Source organism: Streptomyces sp. NBC_00667 (assembly GCF_036226825.1).
Taxonomy (GTDB): domain Bacteria; phylum Actinomycetota; class Actinomycetes; order Streptomycetales; family Streptomycetaceae; genus Streptomyces.
The window spans coordinates 6093879-6111011 of record NZ_CP109022.1 but is presented as its reverse complement, the minus strand read 5'-3'; the positions used below and the strand labels follow the sequence as shown (position 1 = coordinate 6111011).

The window sequence follows — 17133 nt, the reverse complement described above, 5'->3', positions numbered from 1 at the left end:
TGCTCAGTTCTCCTCATCGGTGGTGAAGGGGTCGGCCGATTCCGGCCGTACGGCACGCCAGGTGACGAGCTCGGTCTGCTTGTGGTCCAGACGCAAGAACAGCGCGGAACGGATCCCGCTGTCGGGCAGCGCCCGCACCGCCCGGGCGAAGGCACCCCGGTCACCGGCCAGGTGCGCCAGTGACCCGAAGGCCTCGTCGATGGCGCGCTCGCGCCGCGCGGCGGCTTCCTCCAGCCGCTCGATGACCTCACGCACCCATGCGTCGAACTCGTCGGGCACCTGCCGCAGCAGCGCGTCGAGCGGCTTGCCGCCCGAGGCCTCGATGTCGGCGACACTGCAGTTCAGGCCCTGGGCGAGCTGCTTGGCGGGCAGGCCGGCGAAGCGCTGGATGCCGTGGCTGCGCCAGATGTCGCGCTCGGTGACGCCGGTGAGCACCTTGTGCAGGCGTACGTACTCGGCGATCTTGGCCTTGGCGCGGACGCCCGAGGCGAAGCGCAGGACGAAGCCCTCGGCATCGGTGCCGGTGGCCGGGGCGCCGCCGGGCAGGGTGCTGGACTCGGTGAGCGCGAGGAGTTCGGCGAGCGGCATCGCCGGCCATACGGTGACGACCGAGCCGATCTCCCGCCAGTGCCCGGCGGCTTCGGCGAGCGGCACCTCGGCGCCGTCCCGGCCGAAGGCGGCCAGGAGCACCAGGTCGCGTCGGTCGCCGTAGTCCACGACGATCCGGTTCTGCGGGTAGAGGATCTCGGCGAGGTAGGTGACGCCGGGTACGAGGTGCTTGGTGTCGCGGCCGTCGAGACGGCGCTGCGCCCAGGTCGCCTGCTCGCTGATGAAGGAGCCCTTGGAGGCCGCGCGCCAGGTGCCCGCGTAGTGGAAGACGACCGCGAGGCTGCCGTCGACCTTGTCGTACACCTCGAAGGGTTCGTCGGGCAGGGAGGGCGCGTACGGCTGACCCGATTCGTGCTCGCCCACGTTGAAGAACTTCGGCAGGGGCAGGGCGACGATCCGGCCGGTGGCGTCGTCGGCGACCAGGCCCCGGCAGCGCGTGGTGACCTGGTTCCAGACCCGCTCGTACTGGGCCGTGCGGGTGTAGGTGTAGATCGACAGCGGCAGTTCGGGGTGCGCCTTGCGGGTCACGTGCCCGGCGTCGATCGCCGCCTTGAGTTCCTGTGCGGGCAGCAGGTCATGCAGAGTCAGGAACGCCTGGCTCATGGGGTCCTCCCGGGTCGAGATGGCTCATTCTCACGTGCGGGAGGGTGGCCCGGTAATCAATTATGACCGGCCGGAGGGCGTGCCGACGGCGCCCGGCGCCGGCGGGAAACCGGTCGTGGGAGACGGTCAGGGGGAGACAGCCAAGGGAGACGGTCAGAGGGAGAGGGTCAGTGGGAGATGCAGAGTTCGTTGCCCTGCGGGTCGGCGAGGGTGGTCCAGGTGAAGGGACCCTGGCTGCCTTCGTGCAGACGCGTGGCGCCTTTGGCGATGAGGCGCTCCACCACGGTCTGCGGGTCCTCGTCACCGGTGCGCACGTCGAGGTGGACCCGGTTCTTGACCGTCTTGGTCTCCGGTACGAGCTGGAAGAGGACGCGCGGCGCCCGTTCGAGGCCTTCCGGGTGACGGATGCCGGTGCCCGCCTTCCAGACGAGGGTGCCGTTGTGGAGGGTGGTGTCGTCCTCGCGGGCCCGACCCTCCTCGATCATGCGGCGGATGAACGCCTCGTCGCTGGGCTCGACTTCCCAACCGAGGGCGTCGGCCCACCAGTCGGCGAGGGAGTGCGGGCTGTTGGAGTCGATGGTCACCTGGAACGTGTACGCCATGGCCGGACCGTATGCGCAAGTCGCCTCCCGCGCTACGGGGATCGCGGGTCCTCTCCGAGGCGGGTCGTGAGGAACGCCGCGAAGGTCAGGATCCAGGCGGCCACGGCGATCCACAGGAGCACCTCACCCACGGGGCGCAGCCAGCCCGCGCCGGTGGGTGCGGCGGCGGAGAGGCAGGCGGTGGCCGTCATGCCGAGGGGGAACACGGTGGACCAGCGGCGGATGTCGTAGCCGGGGCGGGGGCTGCGCAGCTCTGCCGTCAGGAGCACGGCGTACCAGGCGAGGGAGGCGCAGAGGGCCACCAGGGTGAGGGAGCGCAGGGCGTCGTGCCCGGCGCCCGTCCACTCGGGTGACGCGGTGAGCTTCGAACCCGCGAGGGCGCTGATGGACAGCGCCCCGCCGGCCACCCAGTGGTCGCCCGCGCCCCCGGTCACCTCGCGGAGGTCGAAGCGGGCGAGGGCCGCCGCGTACAGCAGCAGCCCGAGAGCGAAGCAGACCAGGGCCGCCCGGCCGAGCCAGGTGTGGTGGTCGGCGTCGGACAGCTCGGCGGCGAGGACGGCCAGGCCCTGGGTGGCCACGCAGACGAGGAAGGCGGTGCCCGGGAGACGGTGCCTGGGCCAGTGCCGCAGGACGGCGTACAGCAGCCCGGGCCAGAGCGCCGCGGCCAGCGCCAGCAGGAGGGCGGCCGCGCCCTGCCAGCCGAGCTGGGAGAGACGGGCGCCGAGCACGGTGGTGGCGGCCACGGCGTTGAGGGCGGGCGGGGTGTCCGCTTCGGCCCGGAAGCGGCCCCTGTCGCCGACCAGCCGGGTCGCGAAGTCGGCGGCGAGGACCAGCCACAGGGCCCCGGCGACGGCGAGCGCGACCAGGGAGAGCAGGTCGTGGCCGGTCAGGCTCAGGCCGGCGGAGATGATCCCGGAAGCCATCACGGCGGCGCCCGCGGCGGGCGGCAGGCCGGTCCACCGCCGGCGCACGGGCAGGGCGCTCACCCCTCCAGCGGACACCAGCCGCCGACGGGCCGCCAGCCGGACCGGCCCGCTCGCGGCGGCCGGGCGTCGGTCACAGGGGGTCAGGCGACGCCTTGGGTACGGAACTGGATGCTGATGCGGGGGCCGACGGCCCGCGTCGACTTCGGCACCGCGTGCTCCATGGTGCGCTGGCAGGAGCCGCCCATCACCACGAGGTCGCCGTGGCCCAGGGGCAGGCGCAGCAGCGTGGGACCGCCGTCGCGGGGGCGGATCGCCAGGTCGCGCGGGTCACCCACGGAGAGGATGGCGACCATCGTGTCCTCGGTGGCGGAGCGGCCGGTGCGGTCCCCGTGCCAGGCCACGCTGTCGCGGCCGTCGCGGTAGAGGCACAGTCCGGCGGTGACGAAGGGCTCGCCGAGCTCCTCGGCGTAGTACCGGTCGAGCGCCGTGCGGGCTTCGGTGAGGACGGGGTGCGGGAGCGGCTCCCCGGCCCGGTAGTAGGACAGCAGCCGGGGCACGGCGACCTCGCGGTCGTACATCCGGCGCCGCTCGGCCTGCCAGGGCACGTCGGCGGCGAGCCTTTCGAACAGCGCGTCGGCGCCGGTCAGCCAGCCGGGCAGGTGGTCGACCCAGGCGCCGGCTCCCAGGTCGGTCCGGCACAGCCCGGCGAGCGGGCCGAGCCGGATCTCGTCGGTCTGGTCGAAGAGGGATCCCTGGAGCGCGTGCATGGCTCCAGCCTACTCCCGTACCCGAACACCTGCTCGATTTACTTGCGGCCCCGTCCGGGCTTGCCGCGGCCCGTGTTCTTGGCGCCCCGCGCGCCGCCCGAGCCGCCGCGCGGGTTCTTCCCCTGGGCGGGCTTGCGGGCCGCTCCGGCCGCCTTGTCGGTGCGCTTGGCCTTGGGCTGCGCGGGAGCCTGGGCCGCGCCCTGCTTGCGGCCGCGCGTGCTGTTGACCGTACGGCCGCGCACGATCCCGATGAACTCCTCGACCAGGTCGGTGGTCTCCTCCTCGGGCCAGGACAACGCGACGCGCGATTCCGGCGCGCCCGTCACCGGCCGGTACGTGAGGTCCCTGCGGTGGTGGAGACGGGCGAGCGACTGCGGTACGACGAGTACCCCCACGCCGGCCGCGACCAGCTCGATGGCGTCGGCGGTCGTCTCGGGACGCTCGATCGCGGGGCGGCCCGGCAGGCTCTCCCAGTCCAGGGTGTCGTCCAGGGGGTGCAGCACGATCTCGTCGGCGAGGTCCCCGGTGGAGATCTCCTCGACCGCCGCCACGATGTGGTCCTTCGGGATCACCACCACCGTCGTCTCGGTGTACAGGGGGATCGCGCTGAGTTCCGTACGGTCGATCGGCAGCCGGACGAAGCCCGCGTCCGCGCCGCCGGCCCGCAGAACTCCCGGGGCCTCGGCCGGGGACACGGGTACGAGCGTCAGGGGGACGTCGGGCAGCCGCTCGTTCCAGATCCGCACCCATTTGGCGGGCGTCACCCCTGGAACGTAGGCGAGCCGGAACTGGGGAGGTACTTCCGAGCCTGTCACCCGGCCAGATTACCGGCCGTGGTCAGAGGTAGCGCACATGCTCGATACCCTGGGGACATGACGTCGCACAAGACCACCCAGACCATGAAGCCCGCGACCGCGGCGAAGAAGCTGGGTGTGTACCTAGAGGCCACACCCGCCGAGTTCCAGGAGGGTGTCGTCTCGCGCACCGAGCTGAACGCGCTCCAGGCCGATCCGCCGGCCTGGCTCCAGGAGCTGCGACGCAACGGCCCGCACCCCCGGCCCGTGGTAGCGGCGAAGCTGGGCATCTCGATCGCCGGCCTCGCCCGCGGCGGGATCACGGAGGCGCTGACCACCGAGCAGATCGACGCCCTCAAGGACGAGGCGCCCGAGTGGCTCCAGAAGGAGCGCGCCACACAGGCGGAGGTCCGCAAGGAAGCGGTGCGGATCAAGGAGAAGCAGGCTGAGCGAGCGGCCCGCGAGAGCTGACCGCCCTGTATGCGTGAAGGGGTCCCGGACCGTCGTCCGGGACCCCTTCACGCATGTACGGGCGCGCTGCCGGGGGGGGGCCGGGCCCCGTCAACGGGCGGCCCCCGTCAGCGGCCCGGCCCCCCTCAGCGGCCCGGCCCCCCTCAGCAGGCCGGGCCCGAGGCCGTGATCAGGTCCGCGAGGGCGGCCATGCCGCCCTCGGCGAGCGCGCGGCGCTGCCGGTCGGCCGGAGTGCCCTCGCGCAGCAGCCGGTGCATCAGGGCGCTGACCTCCCGGTGGTCCCCGGACTCCTCCAGGGCGGGGGCGATGTACGCGGTCAGCTGGTACAGCACGTCCCCGGCGCTGTGCCGCCCGCCCCGGGGATCCACGAGGGTGCTGTTCAGGCCGTGCCGGGCGGCATGCCAGTTCGCGGCCTGCAACAGTTCGTGCGCGCATGCGGGTGGCGGGGCCCCGGCGTTCTCCTCGGCGATCGCGGTGGCGACGAGCGCCCGGATGATGCCGGTGAACAGCACGGCGTCGTCCGCCTCCAGTTGGACGTCGAGGCAGCGCACCTCGATCGTCGGGTAGCGGTCCGAGAGCCGCGCCTGCCAGTACAGCTGGCCGCGGTCGGTGATGACCCCCGACTCCAGGAGCGCCCCGATGCGCTTCTCGTAGTCCGCGAGGCCGGCGAAGCAGGGCGGCGGACCGCTGACCGGCCAGCGCCCGAAGACGATGGTGCGCCAGCTGGCGAAGCCGGTGTCCCGCCCGTCCCACAGCGGCGAGTTCCCCGACATGGCCAGCAGGGTGGGGAGCCAGACGCGGATCCGGTTGAGTACGGCCACGCCCATCTCCCGGCCCGGAACCGCCACGTGGACGTGCATGCCGTTGATCAGCTGCTCGTCGACCAGCCGCCGGGCCTCCTCCCGCATCCGCAGGTAGCGCGGCTTCTGGGTGACCGCGGGGGGCGTGCCGTCCTTGAGGGGCGCGGTGGCGGACATCGCGACCCGGCACCCCTTGTCCTCCGCCGCGGACACCACGGCATGGCGCAGCCGCAGCAGGTGCCCGCCCACCTCGCCGAGGTCCGTGCAGATGGGCGTGGCGACCTCGATCTGTGCCTGGAGGAGCTCGTCCTGCACCTCGCCCTCGTCCACGAACGACCCGAGGCCGGCCGCGACGCGCACCTCTTCCGCGAGGGGCATCGGCAGATGGGTGGAAGGGTGCAGCAGGACGTACTCTTCCTCGACCCCGACGGTGATCATGTCCGGCGGCTACCCATGAATTCCGGGATGAATTCCGGCTCCGCGGGTTTGTGGCGGCCGTTCTCGGTCAGATGCTTCAAGGTCCGCATTTCCCTTTCCGATGGAGTGAATGCCATGTCCGGTGACGAGAAGGCGAAGTCCAAGGGCGAGCAGGCCAAGGGCAAGGTCAAGGAAGCCGCAGGCCGGGCCGTCGGCAACGAACGGCTCACCGCGGAGGGCCGCGCCGAGCAGGCCAAGGACGACGCCCGGCAGGCCAAGGAGAAGATCAAGGACACCCTCAAGGACTGACTCCTTCCCTCCAGCTCTTCCCGTGCCTCCCGAGCACCCTCGCGGTGCCGGGAGGCACCTTCCGTTCCGCAAGGAGGTCCCATGCCCGCCGACGACGCCGAGAGGAAGACGGACCCGGGTGCGCGGGACCCCGCCGGGACCCGCGGGGACGATGGGCGCAACGAGAGTCCCGAGGAGCGGGCGGACCGCCAGTGGGGCGAATTGGTGCAGGAGATCCGCGTGGCCCAGACCGGCGTGCAGATCCTGTTCGGTTTCCTCCTCACCGTGGCCTTCACCCCCGTCTTCGGAAATCTCGAACAGACGGACCGGACGATTTACCTGATCACCGTCATCCTCGGCTCACTGGCCACGGGGGCCCTCATCGGTCCCGTCGCCTTCCACCGGATCGTCTTCCGTCGCCGCATCAAGCCCGAAGCGGTCACCTGGGCCTCCCGGCTGACGATGACGGGCATCGTGCTGCTGCTGATGACCCTGTGCACGGCCCTGCTCCTCATCCTCCGGGTGGCGACGCACGACGCGCTGGTCCCGTGGCTGGTGGCGGGCGTCCTGGCCTGGTACCTGCTGTGCTGGTTCGCGCTGCCGCTGTGGGTGCGCCACCGGCACACCACGCAGCGCGACTAGTCCGGGGGCTCCTGGGCGGGCGGCTGTTCGGCGGGCGACGGCGATTTCGGTGCGGGCCCGGGCGGCGGTTTCTCCCCGGGGCGTGCGGGGCGCGGGTCACGGGGTACCGCGCCGGGGCCGGGCGTGGGCCCGGGGCCCTCGGGCTCGGGGGTCTTGGGGTCGTGGCCCGGCGTGCCGGCGGCCCCCCGCGGGCCGGGCCCGTGCGCGCCCGCCTCGTGCGTCTCCGGCTCCCGGCCGGTCCGTAGTGGCTCCTTGGGCCGCTCCATGCGGTTCACCTCGGCTCTCCGTCTCGTGCGCGCGCCACTCCCTGTGGCCGACGCGTTCCCTCCGCTTGCCCGCGGACACGGTCCGCAACCGCACCGCCCGCTGGTCCCGACGTTCCGAGTAGACCCGGTCCGGGCGGTTTCCGCATGGTTTCGTACGTGACGCGGCCCCCGGACCGCATTGCGGCATCCGGGGGCCGGGGGGCGTACGGGGTTGCTCAGCCGCCCACCGGTCGGGCGACCGGGGCGGGCTCGGCCGCCCGCGCGGAGAGGGGGGTGGCGATCTGTTCCAGCGAGCGCCCCTCCGCGGCGACGGCGAAGAAGACCGCGACCACTCCGGCCGCCACCATCAAGGAGGCGCCCACGCAGAAGGCGATCACCGCGTCGCCCACCACCCCGCTGGAGGTCAGGTCGGCGAAGAGCAGCGGGCCGGAGATGCCGCCGGCCGCCGTGCCGACGGCATAGAAGAAGGCGATCGCCATGGCCCGCGTCTCCATCGGGAAGATCTCGCTGACGGTCAGGTAGGCCGAGCTGGCACCCGCGGAGGCGAAGAAGAGCACCACGCACCAGCAGGCGGTCATGGTCGCCGCGTTCAGCCGTCCCGCGTCGAAGAGCCACGCCGTCCCGAAGAGCAGCAGCCCCGAGAGGATGTACGTGCCCGCGATCATCGGGCGGCGTCCGACGGTGTCGAAGAGCCGTCCCAGGAGCAGGGGTCCGAGGAAGTTGCCGAAGGCGATGACGGCGAAGTAGTAGCCGGTGCGGCCCGACGGGACGTCGAAGAACTTGACCAGGATGCTGCCGAACCCGAAGGTGATCGCGTTGTACAGGAAGGCCTGGCCGATGAAGAGCGACAGTCCGAGGGCGGCCCGGCGGGGGTAGGACCGGAACACCGTTCTGGCGATCTCGCCGAAGCCGGTGCTGCGCCGCTGGGTGACGGTGATGGCCTCGCCCGGCTCCGGCAGCGGCTCGCCCTTCTCCTCCTCCACCCGCCGTTCGACTTCGGTGACGAGTTCCTCGGCCTCGGTCGCCTTGCCGTGGATGAACATCCACCGGGGGCTCTCGGGTACGTGGCGGCGCACCAGGAGGATCACCAGCCCGAGGACCACGCCCAGGGCGAAGGTCAGCCGCCAGCCCAGCCAGACCGGGAAGAGGCCGGTGTCGAGGGCGAGGACGGACAGCAGTGCCCCGGCGATCGCGCCGAGCCAGAAGGTGCCGTTGATGACGAGGTCGACGCGGCCGCGGTACTTGCTGGGGATCAGCTCGTCGATCGCGGAGTTGATCGCGGCGTATTCGCCGCCGATGCCGAAACCGGTGAGGAACCGGAAGACGAAGAACCACCAGGAGGAGAACGAGATCGCGGTCAGGGCGGTGGCCGCCAGGTAGACGCCGAGGGTGATGAGGAAGAGCCTCTTGCGCCCGAACAGGTCCGTCAGCCGTCCGAAGACGAGTGCGCCGGAACAGGCACCGGCCACGTACAGGGCCGCCGCCATGCCGGTGACCTGGGCGTCCGTGATGTCGAGCCCGCTGCCGCGCTCGGAGAGCCGGCTCGCGATGTTGCCGACGATGGTGACTTCGAGACCGTCCAGGATCCATACGGTTCCCAGCCCGATCACGATCATCCAGTGCCACCGCGACCAGGGCAGCCGGTCCAACCGCGCGGGGACCTTGGTGGTGACGGTCCCCTCTTCCACAAGATCAGCCATGACCCGGCGTCTGCCCTGCGTGTCCGGCCGTAAACCGACCGTAAAGGTTCGCGGCAGCCTGCACGGGCGACACGGCGCATCCTCCCTGGCGCGCCGCCGACCGTGACGGCCCGGCGGCCTGTAGGCAGACGTACGGCACGCGGGCCGCGGGTCCCCGCGCCGCGAGGCTCCCTGGAGGACGGATGACGTCGGTGGACCGCGCGCCGGATGTGGCGCCCCCGGATGACCGGCCCTCGGCCGGCACCGAACGGCGCACGCGTCACGGCACGGCCGTGCTGCGGTGGCTGTCGACCACCGACCACAAGGTGATCGGCGGTCTCTACCTCGTCACCGCGTTCGCGTTCTTCCTCTTCGCGGGCGTGCTCGCCATGATGATGCGCGCCGAACTGGCACGTCCCGGCATGCAGTTCATGTCGAACCAGCAGTACAACGAGCTGTTCACCATCCACGGCACGATCATGATGCTGCTGTTCGCGACGCCGACCTTCACCGGATTCGCCAACGCGCTGATGCCGTTGCAGATCGGCTCGCCCGATGTGGCCTTCCCCCGGATGAACGCCTTCACCTACTGGGTCTACCTCTTCGGTGGCCTGATGGTGCTGGGCGGATTCCTGACGGCGGACGGCCCGGCGGCCTTCGGCTGGTTCGCGTACGCACCGCTGAACGGCGCGGCGCACTCCCCCGGCACCGGGCCCGACCTGTGGGTCATGGGCTTGGCGGTGGCGGGGCTGAGCACGATCCTCGGTGCGGTGAACTTCATCGCCACCATCGTGTGTCTGCGTGCGCCGGGGATGACGCTGTTCCGGATGCCTATCTTCACCTGGAACGTCCTGTTCACCTCGATCCTGGCGCTGCTGGCCTTCCCGGTGCTCACCGCGACCCTGCTGGTCCTGGAGGCAGACCGCAGGTTCGGCGCGCACGTCTTCGAGGCCGCGAGCGGGGGCGCCCTGCTGTGGCAGCACCTCTTCTGGTTCTTCGGGCATCCGGAGGTGTACATCGTGGCCCTGCCGTTCTTCGGGGTGATCAGCGAGATCGTCCCGGTGTTCAGCAGGAAGCCGATGTTCGGCTACCAGGCCCTGATCGGTGCGACCATCGCCATCACGGGGCTGTCCGCGACGGTGTGGGCGCACCACATGTTCGCGACCGGCGCGGTGCTGCTGCCGTTCTTCTCCCTGCTCTCCTTCCTGATCGCCGTCCCGACGGGGGTGAAGTTCTTCAACTGGATCGGGACGATGTGGCACGGGTCGCTGTCCTTCGAGACGCCGATGCTGTGGTCCCTGGGCTTCCTCGTCACGTTCCTGCTCGGCGGCCTGTCCGGGGTGCTGGTCGCCTCGCCCCCGCTGGACTTCCACCTGACGGACAGCTACTTCGTCGTCGCACACCTGCACTACGTGCTCTTCGGGACGATCGTCTTCGCCACCTTCGCCGGGTTCTACTTCTGGTGGCCGAAGTTCACCGGCCTGATGCTGGACGAGCGGCTCGGAAAGATCCATTTCTGGACCCTGTTCACCGGTTTCCAGACGACGTTCCTGGTGCAGCACTGGCTCGGCGAGGCGGGCATGCCGCGCCGGTACGCGGACTACCTCGCAGGCGACGGTTTCACCGTCCTCAACTCCGTGTCCAGCGCGGGGTCGTTCCTGCTGGGGCTGTCGACCCTGCCCTTCCTCTACAACGTGTGGAAGACGCGGCGCCACGGTACGCCGGTCGGGGTGGACGATCCGTGGGGCTGGGGGCGTTCCCTGGAGTGGGCGACCGGTTGTCCTCCCCCGCGGCACAACTTCCACGCGCTGCCCCGGATCCGCTCGGAGTCCCCCGCCTTCGACCTGCACCACCCGGAGGTGCCCCGTGAAGGGTGAAGCCTGGCTGTTCACCGGTACGGCCGCGTTCTTCGCGGTGACGGCCGCCGTCTACGGATGGTTCTCCCCCGATCCGGCGGGGCGCGCCGCGCTGTGCGTGTCCTTCGGGATGTCGGCCCTGGTCGCCGCCTTCCTGTGGCGGCAGCGGGCTCGGGGCGGCGAGCGCCCTGAGGACCGTGGGGCGGCCGAGGTACGGGACACCGCCGGACGGCGGCTGTACTTCCCCGCCCGCAGCTTCGCCCCCGTCCTCACGGCTGCGGGCAACGCGCTGATCGGGCTCGGCGTGGTCCAGGGCCTGTGGCTGTGCCTCGTGGGGTTCGGCGTGCTGCTGCCGGGGGTCCTCGGCTTCGCCTTCCAGGAGCTGGGCCACCCGGAGTAGGGCTGCCGTCACCCGTCCCGCGGCGGCGGTTGTTCCTGGTCGGGGCCGGCGAGGACCGCCGCGATCCGGCGGCGCTGCTCGGGGGTCGCCGGGTAGCGGATCCGGTCGCGGTAGTACCAGGCGCTGAGCGCGGTGCGCGTCCGCTCGGCGAGCCGCCGCGGAGCGGGGCCGGCGGGTTCCAGGGGCCGTGGCACGTCCCGTACGAGAACGGCGTGACGGGCGGGGCCGGGCAGCGCCGTGTGCTCCGGGTGGAAGCCGCCTTCCGGGCCCTGGGTCACCAGGCCGGTCTCCTCGCCCTCGTCCAGCAGTTCCCGTTCTCGCTCCTGCAGGGCCAGGCAGAGGCGTCTGGTCAGCCAGAACGCGGCCGCCGGTACGACGAAGAACCCGGCGCGCAGCACCCTGGTCACGCCCGCCACGGGGACGTCGAAGACGTAGGCGACGATGTCCTGGCCGCCCGCGAGGAGCAGCACGGCGTACCAGGAAAGGGCCGCCACGCCCAGGCCGGTGCGGACGGGCCGGTTGCGGGGCCGGTCGCACAGGTGCCGTTCGCCGGTCGGGCCGGTGACCCAGCGCTCGAAGTACGGGTAGCAGTACAGGACCGCGAAGAGCAGTCCGGGCAGGACCACCCCCGTCAGCAGGGGGTTCCAGGACACGGTGTGCCCCCACAGCCGGGTCTCCGCCCCGGGCATCAGGCGCAGCGCCCCCTCCAGGAATCCGACGTACCAGTCGGGCTGGGAGCCGGTGGAGACGATGTCGGAGCGGTAGGGGCCGTAGGCCCAGACGGGGTTGACCTGCGCGAGTGCGCCGAGCGCCGCGAGCAGGCCGAAGACCATGAAGAACAGGCCGCCGGACTTGGCGAGGTACTGGGGGAAGAAGGGCAGTCCGACGACGTTGCGGCCGGTCCTGCCGGGGCCGGGCCACTGGGTGTGCTTGAGGGTGAACACCAGCAGGAGGTGCACCGTGATCAGTCCCAGGAGCAGGCCGGGGACCAGCAGGACGTGCACCGGGTAGAGCCTGGGCACGATGTCGTGGCCCGGGAACTGGCCACCGAAGACGAACATGCCGAGGTAGCTGCCGGCCACGGGGACGGACAGGACGATGCCCTGGGCGATGCGCAGTCCGGTGCCGGAGAGCAGGTCGTCGGGGAGCGAGTAGCCGCAGAAGCCTTCCAGGAGCGAGAGCAGGAACAGGGTGACCCCGATCGTCCAGTTGGCCTCGCGCGGACGGCGGAAGGCGCCGGTCAGGAACACGCGCAGCATGTGGGCGCCGATCGCGGCGAGGAAGAGGATCGCCGCCCAGTGGTGGGTCTGGCGGATCAGCAGTCCGCCGCGCACGTCGAAGCTGATCCTGAGGGTGGAGAGGTAGGCCCGGGACATCGGGACCCCGCGCAGCGGAGCGTACGAACCCTGGTAGGGGCCCTCGCTCATCGAGGGCTCGAAGAAGAAGGTCAGGTAGACCCCGGTCAGCAGCAGGACGAGGAAGCCGTACAGCGCGAGTTCCCCGAGCAGGAACGACCAGTGGTCGGGGAACACCTTGCGCATCACCCCGCGCGCCAGCTCCCCCAGGGGCAGCCGGGCGTCCGCCTTGTGGAAGGCCCGCACCGCCGCGCGACGTGCCCGGTCGCGCAGCCGGGCCTTGCGCCGTGACCCCAGCACCCGGGGCACCTCCTGTCCGCGTGACCGGCACCGGGAGCCACTGTGCCGGGCCGGTCGGGCGGCGGACCGGACGGCGCGCCCGTACCGGGACCCGCAGTCACCTGGTCGCTGCCGGCGGACGGGGGCGTGGCGGGGGCGGCCCGGGGTAGGCGCCGACGGATACCACGTCCGCCCACGGAGGAGTCGTCCCATGGATCTCACCCAAGCCCTGAGCGGTGCCCGGCGCCGCGCGGACCGCGAGGAGCGCGCCTACGCGGGTGACGAGGAGCGGCCGCTCAAGGGGTATCTGGCGCTCATGGGGGCGTACGGCGCGGGCGTCGCGGGGCTCGTGGCCGCCGCCCGGGCCGCGCGCAGGCCGGTACCGCGGCTCTCCCCGTCCGACGTGCTGCTGCTCGGCGGCGCCACCCACTGGGTGGCGCACACCCTCGCGAAGGACCCCGTGACCAGCCCGTTGCGCGCTCCCTTCGCCCGCTACCGCGGTACTTCCGGACCGGCCGAGCTGGAGGAGGACGTCCGGGGTTCGGGGGTGCGGCACGCGGTCGGCGAGCTGCTGACCTGCCCGTTCTGTCTGGGGCTGTGGGTGACCACGGGGCTCGGCGCCGGATACGTGTTCGCGCCCGCCTTCACCCGGTTCGCGGTCGGTTCACTGGCGGCCCTGACGGGGGCGGACCTGCTCCAGCTGTGCCGCGCCCGGCTCCAGGACGGGGGGTGAGGGGGGCGCTCAGAGCGGGAGGTCCTCGGCGTCGGCGCTGCGGATGCGGGCGGACATGTTGACCTCCATCATCCGCAGGGCCGCCTCGGCGAGGTCCCGGTGCAGGTGCGCGACCGCGTCCCGTACGACGGTGACCCCGAGGTGGCGGATGTGGGCGTCCAGCGCGGAGTAGAGCACGCACTGCTCGGTCGCCTGCCCGCACAGGACCAGGTGGTCGACTTCGAGTTGCCCCAGCAGGTAGGCGAGCGGTGTCTCGAAGAAGATCGAGTGGCGGGCCTTGAGCACGAAGAGGGCGTCCTCGTCGGGGATGAGCGGTTTCACCAGGTCGGCGTGCGGTCCGTCGAGTGCGGTCTCCAGGATCTCCCCGTGGTGGGAGCGCCACTGGCCGAAGTTGTCGTTGACGTAGATGACGGGGGTGCGGCCGCGTCTGGCGCGCTCCAGGAGGAGCTGGATACGGGGCACGGCCTGGCGGGCGGAGGGCAGCAGCAGCTCCGCGTCGGCGTGCTCGTACCGGTTGATCATGTCGATGACGACGAGTGCGCTGCCTGTCATGTCGGGACCTCCCGTGCGTGCGCTGACCGTCCGGAGGCGCCCCTCCGGTCTTCGGCTGCTACCCGCCCCGCTCCCCGCGATGCCCGGCGCGACCACCCTCGCGCCGGGGTTTGTCCGGGCTGTGACGGGTCAGCCGCGAGGCAGGGCGTGCCGCGCGCCCCCGGCTCCCGCGGGGCGGGCCGAGATCTGCCCGGAGCACGACCGGGCCGGCTTCGGCCACGGGGTGCAGGGCACGTACCTGCACGTGAGGGGAATCGCGCACACATGCGGCTGGTCCATGGCCCGTTGGGGGCGGTCCGCGGTGCGGCTCGGGGAGGGCCGGGGATGAACCGGCTCACGGAGGCTCGGGGATGAAGGGCAGGTACTCCTCCTCTTCCTCGCCGGTGGGGAGGACGACATAGCTCGCCTCGGGGAGTTCGTTCCACACGCCGGGCAGGTCACCCAGCGGTTCGGAGACCACCAGGCGGGTGTCGTCGGAGACCTTCCGCAGGTAGGGCAGCTCCGGGTACAGCTCGCGGACGGTGTCGGCCCTGCTGCTGTAGAACAGCGACCGTGACCTGCGCTGGCTGGAGTAGCGGAACGCCCACACCTTGTGCCCGTCGCTGACGGCGACCGTCATCTGGAGCGGGTCGTCGACGCCGTGTTCCTTGCCGAGGCGTTCGACCAGTCCGGCCATCCGGGCCACGGCGCCCGGCACGTCCTGGTCCAGGCCGAAGGTGACGGCCAGGTAGAACATGACCTCGGAGTCCGTGGAGCCCTCGATGGAGGGGAAGAGCGCCGGGTCGACGGCCATGTACAGGTCCCGCTGGAGCCTCTGGAAGTCGGTGATCGCCCCGTTGTGCATCCACAGCCACCGGCCGTGCCGGAAGGGATGGCAGTTGGTCTGCTGGACGGCCGAACCGGTCGAGGCGCGGACGTGGGCGAAGAAGAGCCGCGAGCTGACGTGGGCCGCCAGCTCGCGGAGGTTCTGGTTGTTCCAGGCCGGTCCGATGTCACGGAACACCGCCGGGGTGCCGTCCCCGTGCTCGCTGTACCAGCCGATGCCGAAGCCGTCGCCGTTCGTCGTCTCGACGCCCATCCGGGCGTGCAGGCTCTGGTTGATGAGCGAGTGCTCGGGACGGTAGAGGACGGTGTCGAGCAGGACCGGTGATCCCGAGTACGCGAGCCAGCGGCACATCGGCGGCACCCCTTTCAGCACATGGTTCGAGCCTAACGCGGCGGGCGGTGGCGGGCCCGGCGGTCACAGCGGTGTCCGCAGCGCGCTCGCCCCCCGTCGCCACCGCTCCAGCAGCAGGGCCCCGAGGCGGTCCTCCAGCAGGACGGTGGCGTCGGCGCCGAAGGCGATGTCGCCCTCCAGCGCGGGCTCGTCCTCCAGCAGGCCCGCGATGACCTCACGGCGTACGAGCTGCTCGTGGACGGCGTCGGCCTCGACGTGCTCGGCGTAGAAGTGCTCGGCGGCGGCCCCCGCGTCCAGGCGGCGCATCGCCGCCGCCATCCGGCGCGAGCCCGGTGAGGAGGTGACCTCGACGCAGGCGAAATGGCCCACGAGCGCTCCGCGCAGCGCCCGGTGCAGGCCGAACAGGGACATGAGGTTCACGGTCGCGAGGGCCTCGGCCGGGGCGGCGTCGAGGTAGTGGCCGTAGTCCGTGTTCAGCCCCAGGTCCGCCATCAGGCGGGCGAAGAGCTCGGCGTGCACGCGGTCGGCGTGTCCGGCGCCGAACTCGTCGTACTCGATGGCGACCATGGCGGCCTTCGCGCGCCCGCGCAGGCGCGGGATGACCCACACGTGGGGGTCGGCCTCCTTGAGGTGGTACAGGGAGCGCAGGGCGCAGTACTCGCGTACCTGCCCGAGTTCCCCCTCGTGCTCCAGGTAGCCGCTGACGCTGCCGGAGTGGTCGACCGGCTCCAGCAGCAGTTCGCCGAAGGCCTGGTCGACGGTGCGGCCGCCCGGCGCGTCGGCGCGCAGGGCGGCCAGGAAGCGCTGCTCCAGGGCGCCGCGCAGGGCGAGCAGCCCCGGGTCCCACTCGCGGCTGTCGTCGACCCCCTCGAAGCCCCGGTAGTGGAGTTCGTAGAGGAGGTAGAGGGCCAGGTGCAGGTCGTCCCCGTACGGGTCCGCGCCGTGGGCGGCGGCGGGGTCGGGGAGCGGGGCGGCCGGGTCGGGCAGGGCGGCGGCCACCGCTGCCGAGAGGGGGCCGCGCGGGGGCGGGAGCCGGCGGGCGGTGGACGGGTGGGGGCGGGTGGTGCTCGCCGTCACGGGTGGATCCTCCTCAGGGGCCGGTGGGCGTCGCGGGGTGCGCGGGCCCCGCGGGGTTCCGTGGTGTCGCGGAGCGGGTGGGTGCCGGGCGCGCCGGCGCGGATGACGACCAGTTCCTCCGTCGTCTCGTCCGGCCCCAGCAGGCCCTGTTCGCGCAGCCACGGCAGCCGGGAGCGCAGCACCGGGCCGAAGGGGATGCGGGTCCGGTCCACGACCTCGGCCCGCATCCCGGCGGCGGTCAGCCGTTGCAGCGTCCTGTCGGTGCCGCACAGGGCCGAGTGGACCATCAGCAGGGTGCCGTGCGGCTTGAGCAGGGCGGGGGCGGTGGAGCAGATGCGGTCCACGATCTCGCGCCCGTCGTTGCCCGCGTCCCAGGCGCGGGCGGGCCCACGGGCGGGCAGCCCCGGGTCCGGGGCGGGTACGTAGGGCGGGTTGCTGATGACCAGGTCGAAGGTGCCCAGAGCCTCGGCGGTCGCCACGCTCCCCCGGCGGACGGTGACCGGCTGCCGCATCCGCAGGGCGTTCAGGCGTACGGTCAGAGCGGCGCGCCAGGAGATGTCCACCGCGGTCACCCGGGCGCCCCGGCGCGCCGCGTACAGGGCCAGCGCGCCGCTGCCGGTGCAGACGTCCAGGACGTCCATGCCCGGTGCGACCTCGCTCCCCACGGCTTCGGCCAGGAGGCAGGTGTCCTCCTGGGGGGCGTAGACCCCGGGAAGGGTCCACAGGCGGGCGAATTCATGGCGCGCCCGTGGGAATCCGAGGCTCAGCGACATCCAGCACCTCCGTGGTCGGTCGGTCATCGGGCGGCTACCCCGTCCCGGGCACACCACACGTACCTGC

18 protein-coding genes are annotated in these 17133 nt (G+C 72.1%); 6 read left to right on the top strand and 12 right to left on the bottom strand.

The features are described 5' to 3' along the window. Positions 1-3 precede the first annotated feature (3 nt). The 5 genes from OHA81_RS27795 to OHA81_RS27775 all read right to left on the bottom strand — a co-directional run bounded on the left by OHA81_RS27795 (position 4) and on the right by OHA81_RS27775 (position 4322). Positions 4-1212: an RNA ligase gene (locus OHA81_RS27795; RefSeq protein ID WP_329200340.1), complete on the bottom strand. Its 1209-nt coding sequence runs from the start codon at positions 1210-1212 to the stop codon at positions 4-6. Between the two features lie 167 nt (positions 1213-1379). Continuing rightward, positions 1380-1814: a VOC family protein gene (locus OHA81_RS27790; RefSeq protein WP_329200338.1), complete on the bottom strand. Its 435-nt coding sequence runs from the start codon at positions 1812-1814 to the stop codon at positions 1380-1382. Positions 1815-1846: 32 nt separating this feature from the next. Next, positions 1847-2800 (bottom strand): tellurite resistance/C4-dicarboxylate transporter family protein, encoded by a 954-nt coding sequence (locus OHA81_RS27785; RefSeq protein WP_329200336.1) that lies wholly within the window; start codon positions 2798-2800, stop codon positions 1847-1849. Positions 2801-2880: 80 nt separating this feature from the next. After that, positions 2881-3507 (bottom strand): alpha-ketoglutarate-dependent dioxygenase AlkB, encoded by a 627-nt coding sequence (locus OHA81_RS27780; protein WP_329200335.1) that lies wholly within the window; start codon positions 3505-3507, stop codon positions 2881-2883. A 38-nt stretch (positions 3508-3545) separates the two neighbouring features. After that, the gene (locus OHA81_RS27775; protein WP_329200333.1) at positions 3546-4322 is read right to left on the bottom strand and encodes a LysR substrate-binding domain-containing protein; all 777 of its coding nucleotides are present in this window, start codon (positions 4320-4322) and stop codon (positions 3546-3548) included. A gap of 57 nt (positions 4323-4379) precedes the next feature. Between OHA81_RS27775 and OHA81_RS27770 the strand changes: the two genes are divergently transcribed. Beyond that, complete coding sequence (locus OHA81_RS27770) at positions 4380-4772, top strand: DUF5997 family protein (protein ID WP_329200331.1); 393 nt, start codon at positions 4380-4382, stop codon at positions 4770-4772. A 143-nt stretch (positions 4773-4915) separates the two neighbouring features. Here the strand turns inward: OHA81_RS27770 and OHA81_RS27765 are convergent, their stop codons facing one another. Then, a complete protein-coding gene (locus OHA81_RS27765; RefSeq protein ID WP_329200329.1) occupies positions 4916-6010 on the bottom strand; it encodes a carboxylate-amine ligase in 1095 nt (364 codons plus the stop codon). 114 nt (positions 6011-6124) lie between these two features. On the opposite strand from OHA81_RS27765, the gene OHA81_RS27760 reads away from it, so the two are divergent. Both OHA81_RS27760 and OHA81_RS27755 read left to right on the top strand, forming a co-directional pair. Then, positions 6125-6298 carry a CsbD family protein gene (locus tag OHA81_RS27760; protein WP_329200327.1) on the top strand — a complete coding sequence of 58 codons (174 nt, stop codon included), beginning with the start codon at positions 6125-6127 and terminating at the stop codon, positions 6296-6298. A gap of 81 nt (positions 6299-6379) precedes the next feature. Beyond that, on the top strand, positions 6380-6919 hold the full coding sequence (locus OHA81_RS27755; protein ID WP_329200325.1) for a DUF6328 family protein: 540 nt from the start codon (positions 6380-6382) through the stop codon (positions 6917-6919). 481 nt (positions 6920-7400) lie between these two features. On the opposite strand, the gene OHA81_RS27750 is transcribed toward OHA81_RS27755, so the two are convergent. Continuing rightward, complete coding sequence (locus OHA81_RS27750; RefSeq protein ID WP_329200323.1) at positions 7401-8885, bottom strand: MFS transporter; 1485 nt, start codon at positions 8883-8885, stop codon at positions 7401-7403. A 182-nt stretch (positions 8886-9067) separates the two neighbouring features. Here OHA81_RS27750 and ctaD point away from each other — a divergent pair, with 182 nt between their 5' ends. Continuing rightward, complete coding sequence (gene ctaD, locus OHA81_RS27745) at positions 9068-10741, top strand: aa3-type cytochrome oxidase subunit I (protein ID WP_329200321.1); 1674 nt, start codon at positions 9068-9070, stop codon at positions 10739-10741. Next, positions 10731-11120, top strand: a complete 390-nt coding sequence (gene ctaF / locus OHA81_RS27740; RefSeq protein ID WP_329200319.1) for an aa3-type cytochrome oxidase subunit IV — start codon at positions 10731-10733, stop codon at positions 11118-11120. Before ctaD ends, ctaF begins: the two co-directional genes overlap by 11 nt. 8 nt (positions 11121-11128) lie before the next feature. Here ctaF and qcrB read toward each other — a convergent pair whose 3' ends face one another. After that, complete coding sequence (qcrB, locus tag OHA81_RS27735; RefSeq protein ID WP_329200317.1) at positions 11129-12775, bottom strand: cytochrome bc1 complex cytochrome b subunit; 1647 nt, start codon at positions 12773-12775, stop codon at positions 11129-11131. A 190-nt stretch (positions 12776-12965) separates the two neighbouring features. Between qcrB and OHA81_RS27730 the strand changes: the two genes are divergently transcribed. After that, a complete protein-coding gene (locus OHA81_RS27730) occupies positions 12966-13487 on the top strand; it encodes a DUF1360 domain-containing protein (protein ID WP_329200316.1) in 522 nt (173 codons plus the stop codon). 9 nt (positions 13488-13496) lie between these two features. On the opposite strand, the gene OHA81_RS27725 is transcribed toward OHA81_RS27730, so the two are convergent. The 4 genes from OHA81_RS27725 to OHA81_RS27710 all read right to left on the bottom strand — a co-directional run bounded on the left by OHA81_RS27725 (position 13497) and on the right by OHA81_RS27710 (position 17066). Further along, complete coding sequence (locus OHA81_RS27725) at positions 13497-14039, bottom strand: isochorismatase family cysteine hydrolase (RefSeq protein WP_329200315.1); 543 nt, start codon at positions 14037-14039, stop codon at positions 13497-13499. A 334-nt stretch (positions 14040-14373) separates the two neighbouring features. Next, the gene (locus tag OHA81_RS27720) at positions 14374-15216 is read right to left on the bottom strand and encodes a class II glutamine amidotransferase (RefSeq protein ID WP_329200313.1); all 843 of its coding nucleotides are present in this window, start codon (positions 15214-15216) and stop codon (positions 14374-14376) included. 63 nt (positions 15217-15279) lie between these two features. Then, entirely contained in the window at positions 15280-16293 is a 1014-nt protein-coding gene (locus tag OHA81_RS27715; protein ID WP_329200311.1) for an iron-containing redox enzyme family protein, read from the bottom strand. Continuing rightward, the gene (locus OHA81_RS27710; protein WP_329200309.1) at positions 16290-17066 is read right to left on the bottom strand and encodes a HemK2/MTQ2 family protein methyltransferase; all 777 of its coding nucleotides are present in this window, start codon (positions 17064-17066) and stop codon (positions 16290-16292) included. The genes OHA81_RS27715 and OHA81_RS27710 overlap by 4 nt, the downstream gene beginning before the upstream one ends. Between the last annotated feature and the right edge of the window lie 67 nt (positions 17067-17133).